Genomic DNA, 6,154 nt, shown 5'->3' on the forward strand with positions numbered 1-6,154 from the left:
CTTGTATCCATTCAATCGGGTTGGATACATCTTAGCACGCTGTCCGAATTTGCCGGACCACTTCACGGAAAGCTGATGTGTTCTGAATAGGTCTTGATGATATGTTTGACACGGGCTTCCTCGGCGAACTCAGCGGCATCGCCTTTCAGGTGCAGGGTGACGGTGGTGCCATTGCTGTCTCGATCCGCAGGTTCTATGGAAAACGCGCCCTTGCCATCGGAGGACCAAAGCCATGCTTCAGTCTCACCGGCCTTGCGGGTTATAACATCCACCCGGTCTGCAACCATGAAGGCTGAATAAAACCCGACGCCGAATTGGCCAATCAGTCCAACTTGATCCTTTTCCTCCGCCTTAAGCGCTTCGATAAAAGCGCCAGTGCCGGATTTGGCAATTGTGCCAAGGGTGTCCAAAAGGTCGGCATGGTTCATGCCAATGCCATTGTCTGCGATCGACAGGGTGCTTGTGCCGCTATCAATCTCAAGTGTGACGGCTAGATCTTCCGCCGAAGCCAAACCGGTATCTGTTAGCGCGGCGTAACGCAGTTTATCGCAGGCGTCTGACGCGTTTGAAACCAGCTCGCGCAGGAACACTTCGCGATTGGAATAGAGCGATCCGGCGACAATCTCCAAGAGTTGACCGACTTCGGTCTGAAAGGAAAACGTTTCTTTCTCGAGGGTCTCAGCCATGAATTTTATCTCCAGCTAAAAGTTGCTCCGACGATGTATGTCAGGCCTGGGTCAGATACAACAGATTGACATTGTGCCCGTCCGAACCGGAAATCTTCAAATGGCCAATCAGCAACCAACTCTCATGGCTTACGTCTCCTAACGTGATTACGATCGCTGATTTTGGATTAAGTTTACCTCAACACCACATCAACAGTCGAAGGTGGTTTTAACCCAACTGTCTGTTGTTTGGCGTCGCTGATTGTGGCTGGTTATTGGAGGTGAGAGTTCGTGCTTTCAAAGCGATGCGGGCTAAGTTGTTGATTTTCATAAGTTATTGAATTTATTGGATTTACGGCTCATAACCTGAAGGTCGTAGGTTCAAATCCTACTCCCGCAACCAACAAAGTCGATTGAGAAGCCACCTCAGGGTGGCTTTGTTCGTTTTTGGGGTCACCAACCACCAACGCAACAAACCAACTACACTACGGCAAGAGTTGCCTGAAGACTGTGATCGTGTTTGTGCATGAGCGCGTCAGTCTAGGTGCCTTCATGTCTTCCATGAGGTGTGCTTGCTCAGCGAGCTTAAGCGACGCAGTTGCACCTACATGGATACTCCATCGGCATGGCAAGGTGTGAATGAAACGAAAAAGGCTGAGACGATGCCGCGAGTGGCGACGTCTCAGCCTTTGAGGTTACGATTTTGAAACCGCAGACCAGAATGTTATCCGATCAGTTTTGCTTCGTGGCGCTTCAGTGTGAGGCGTGCCGCCGAATACGTATCAAGGCCATCTGCATCACGCAGCTCTGGGAACAGATCGTAGATCTCGTTTTGCTGGGCTTTGCCAATGCCGTTCATGGAGTATTCACCCGGCTGGAAGCTTTCACTCCATGATCCGTTTGCCATGACAACTTCGTGCTGATCACAGAGGAAGTGCACATATTCGATGCCTGTCGTGGCTTGCTGTTGCACACCTTGCATATGCGTTAGGTGCTTGGCAGCAACAAGAACTTCGCTCTCTTGGAACAAAAGCTGTGCTTCACGGCTGACCAACAGCATGCGGTGGTTTGGAGACACCATCATGTCGCGGTCAGGTACGTTAGATCCCAGAGACCCCTTGCGGATCAGAATTGGACGCAAGTGCGGACGCGCGAGCAAATCGCGGCCCGACAGGCGCTTTTTGCCAGCCCAGCGCACAGTTTGTAGCCCATTGTCGCGCGTAACGACACGGTCCCCTTCTTTTAAATCTTCGACCGCAACTTCGCCAAACGGTGTCAGGATCGCCGTACCGGGGGTAAAGCAGATCACGCTTTCGATCTGGCCGAAATTGATTGTGGCGACAAGGTTGTTGCCAGAGTCAAAGATGCTGACTGTGCCGGATTCGCTGGCAGGATTCCCACCAGTATAATTGACTTGATAAGACCCACCCGGAGGCACAGCGCTGCCGACATCCAAGGTGTCAAAGTCAACGCCGCCTTCACCACCGAACACGGTGTGATTGTCGTTCAGGCCAATAAATGTGTCCTGATCGTCGCCGCCGTATGCGATATTGAGACCCGCATCGCCACCCAAGTCGAGAAGGTCATCACCAGCCGCACCAGAAAGCGCGTCTTGGCCGTCGCCGCCGCGCAACGTGTCATCACCGTCGCCAGCGTAAAGGCCATCATTGCCGGTGCCACCAACCAGTGAGTCATCGCCATCGCCGCCTTCCAAACGGTCATTGTCGGCATTACCAACGAGGGTGTCATTGCCTTCCCCCCCCGACAGTTCATCATTGCCATCGCCGCCGAACAATAAGTCATTGTCGGCCTCGCCACGCATGACGTCGTCACCTTCGCCGCCAGACATGATGTCATCGCCATCACCGCCGAGCATTTCGTCTTCGCCCAGACCGCCAAAGATGGTGTCGTTACCGTCATAACCGTGAATGGTGTCATCATTCGTTGTCGCGCCAGGTACCCCGTTCGCGAGCGGATCAACTCTGTCACCTTCTGCGTCAATATAAGAGTTATCAATGGGGTCAGGACCATTTGTACCATCAACGATACCGATGGTTGCGCCGCTAAAGTCGTCTTCAAGGACTTCGCTGCCCGAAACCAAAACTACATCCGGCACATCCGCAGCGTCATCAAGCGCTTCGTCCAAGAACTCGTCATGGTTTGGAAGGTCTTCGACATAGATCACATTCTCGATATTTTGGAATGTCGCAGTGCCTGTCACCGTCATCGTCGTCAGATCAAGGAACGAAATCGTGCCGGATTCACCTGATGGATCCAATGGGTCATAATCGATCAATGCGTTGCCGCTGATGACCAACGTGTCAAAGTCGTCACCACCTTCGCTGCCGTCAATGACATCCCCGACACCAACCTCGGTAAAGGTATCGCGATCATCGCCGCCAACCATGTTGTCAGCGCCTTCGCCACCATCAATGACGTCGCCACCAGAGCCGCCAACAATCGTGTCGTCGCCTTCGCCACCGATCAACAAGTCGCCTGTGCCACCTGCAGTGTTGCCTTCGCCTGTGGTGCCGTCGCCATAGATTTCATCGTCACCGATGCCGCCAACAATCAGATCGCTATCGTCACCACCAATCAGGCTATCGTCGCCTTCTTCACCAAAGATAAAGTCGGTTTCTGAGCCACCATCGACGGTGTCATCACCTTCTTGACCGTCGAGAATATCAACACCTGCATCACCCGTGACGACATCGTCACCGGTGCCACCAAGCACGAGGTCTGTATCATCGCCACCCGACAGGGTGTCATCACCCTGATTGCCGGTAATAATGTCGATACCTTGGCCACCATCAACGCTGTCGTTATCGACACCTGCATCGATGAAGTCGTTGCCTGACCCACCCGTGATTGTATCATCGTCGTCTTGACCAAATATGATGTCATTCCCAGCGCCACCATCGATCAAGTCTTGACCGTTGTTGGTCACAGGATCAGGGTCGCCGACCGAACCATCGTTCGGGATATTCAGATAGTCAGGTGCAGATGGATCAAGTCCACCATAGATGACGTCATCATCATCGCCACCTTCGATGGTGTCATTACCTTCACCACCGATGATCGTATCGTCGCCGGTTCCGCCTTGGATTGTGTCGGCATCCACGCCAGCGTCGATGCTGTCATCACCCGAACCACCAATAATTGTGTCGGCATCATCGCCTGTGACAATGGTGTCGTTGCCTGCACCACCATCCACAAAATCGCGGTCGTCTTCGGTGTCACCATCCGCTGGAATGGCAGGAAGCCCCATGTATGATGGGAAACCCAAGTCCGGGCTGTTGTTCAATAGACCCGAACCCGAGGATGAATCGATGCTGTCGTTGCCCGTGCCACCCTCGATTGAATCCGCACCTTGATTGCCTTGGATTGTATCGTCGCCACCTTGGCCAAAGATCACATCGTCGCCCAAGCCACCGATCAAAGAATCGCCGCTATCGTCGACGGCGTCGCCAGTGGACAATGTGTCAAAGAACACGTCTGTGACATTCATGTGGCTCGAGTCACCGCCATCATTGCTGTGAATGATTTCGATCCGTGATACTGGGCCAGCCACCTCGACCAAAATCGAGTTGTCATCGCCATCGTTCGGGCCGGAATTGCCGGTCGCGCTTGCGGTATCATCTCCTGCCACAGTGTCTTCGTCGCTGAGTGTCAGGTCCGTGCTGGCGCTGGCGGTCAAGGTGACGGGGATTTCATTCCCGTCCACGTCATAGGCTTTGATTTGTACAACCGAGTCATGATCGATGTCGTTGACGCGGAAATCGACGTTTGCAACAGGGTCAGAGAAGTCCAAACGATAGGTCGCACCTTCGCCGTCATTGTCGGTTTTGGATTCAAGCGAGCTGTTGTCGTCTACGGTTTCGGAACCGCCATCGATGTCGTCGATGTTCTGATTGTCTGTTTCAAACTTAGTATATGTGCCTGTGTTTGACACTTCGGAATAAGTGACGGTGACCGATCCCGTATCCTGCGTATACAGCGGGTCGATATCATCGCCATCTTGAATGGTGTTTCCAGTACCAGTGGCCGTCGCACTGATCTCGCTCCAGTTAAAGCTCTCACGACCTGTGACAGCGCCTTCTTCTTCAAAGCCGCCATAGATAGTGTCGTGGCCTTCACCGCCATCAATGGTGTCGCTTCCGCCTTCGCCAAAGATGAGGTCATCGCCATCGTCGCCAAAGATGGAGTCGTCGCCGCCACCGAGTAGGCCAGAGGCTTCGGTCACATCGAATGCAACGTCAGTGACCGAAATACCTGTGTTATTGCCACCGTCTTGTTCGTGCACGATTTCCCAGCGGCTTACAGGACCTGCGATCGTCACCAAAACCGAATGCTCGTCGGCTTCGGCGCTTGTGTAGTTATTGTCGACACTTGTCGCGGTATCATTGCCTGTGACGCTGTTTGTGTCAGTCAACGACAATCCAGACCCAGCGTCGCTCAGTTGAACCTCGATGGCATTGCCGGACGCATCATATGCCAACACAGTGACACGGCCATCGCCATCAATGTCGTTGATGCGGAATTCTACATTTTCGATGGGTGCATTTGATTCCCAGCGATAGTGCGCAGAGTTAGGGTCACCATTTAGGATGGAGTTCAATGACGATGTGTTAGACACATCAGTATCCAAATCATCCACATTTTGCGCTGCGGTGTCATACTCTGTTTCTACGCCGGCGCTTTGCGAAACGGTTGAGAATGAAATCTCAGCAAGACCGGTGTCTTGAGTGAAATTCGCAGCGTTGGCACCGTCAGAAAACGAGGGGCTGTTGGACCACTTGAAAATCTCGCGCTCAGTTTCAAGATCAGCACCGCTATCGCCGTGGATGGTGTCATTGCCACCATCACCTTCGATGGTGTCGCCCCCGCCCAAGCCATAGATGAGATCGCCAGATCCCGAGGTCGAGTCGCCGTCGCCATCCGAGTAACCGGAGTCAATTACGTCATCATTCTCTGTGCCTTCTACGACACCCGGGCCAGTAGGATCAGCCATAGTAACCTCATTTCTAAACGCACGTGCTCTCTCTGACAAACCACACGCATTTAGGAGCGAGAAAAAGACTGCTCACCGCACGCGCACGCATGCCTGATACATCACGTAGATGCTCTAAATATTTTTGGTTGGCCGCCCCGAGCCACTTATCGTCCCCCAGTCGGACGTGGAGCCAATATGATCTATTGAGGGGATTCGGGAAACCAAAACATGCGAATTTCTTCAAATTTTTGCATAATTGATTAATTTTTTGACCTGAGGTGGGGGCACTGGTCAGTGCGCAATGTGTGTCAATTGTTTCGAAAGTGGGGCGGAAATGTGGCGGAAATTGGATGGAAGGCGGCGGAAAATTCATCAATAATTAGGTTGGAGGGTGTATTTGGCCGATTTCGGAAACCATTTGATCCGCACTGTTTGAAGTGGTCCTGCTTTTTAGGACAGGTTTGCGGCTTGGCTAAGATGCATCTGGTTTATGTTC

2 protein-coding genes and 1 tRNA gene are annotated in these 6,154 nt (G+C 52.7%); 1 reads left to right on the forward strand and 2 read right to left on the reverse strand.

Annotated elements, in window-relative coordinates; all coding sequences use genetic code 11:
* Positions 1-62 precede the first annotated feature (62 nt).
* A complete protein-coding gene (locus FAP39_RS17070; RefSeq protein WP_138017583.1) occupies positions 63-686 on the reverse strand; it encodes an ATP-binding protein in 624 nt (207 codons plus the stop codon).
* A gap of 285 nt (positions 687-971) precedes the next feature.
* Between FAP39_RS17070 and FAP39_RS17625 the strand changes: the two genes are divergently transcribed.
* Positions 972-1,068: transfer RNA gene (locus FAP39_RS17625), tRNA-Leu, on the forward strand.
* Between the two features lie 321 nt (positions 1,069-1,389).
* Here the strand turns inward: FAP39_RS17625 and FAP39_RS17075 are convergent.
* Positions 1,390-5,676, reverse strand: a complete 4,287-nt coding sequence (locus FAP39_RS17075; RefSeq protein WP_138017584.1) for a Hint domain-containing protein — start codon at positions 5,674-5,676, stop codon at positions 1,390-1,392.
* Positions 5,677-6,154: the final 478 nt, after the last annotated feature.

This window comes from Shimia litoralis (assembly GCF_005518135.1).
GTDB classification, from domain to species: Bacteria; Pseudomonadota; Alphaproteobacteria; order Rhodobacterales; family Rhodobacteraceae; genus Shimia_E; species Shimia_E litoralis.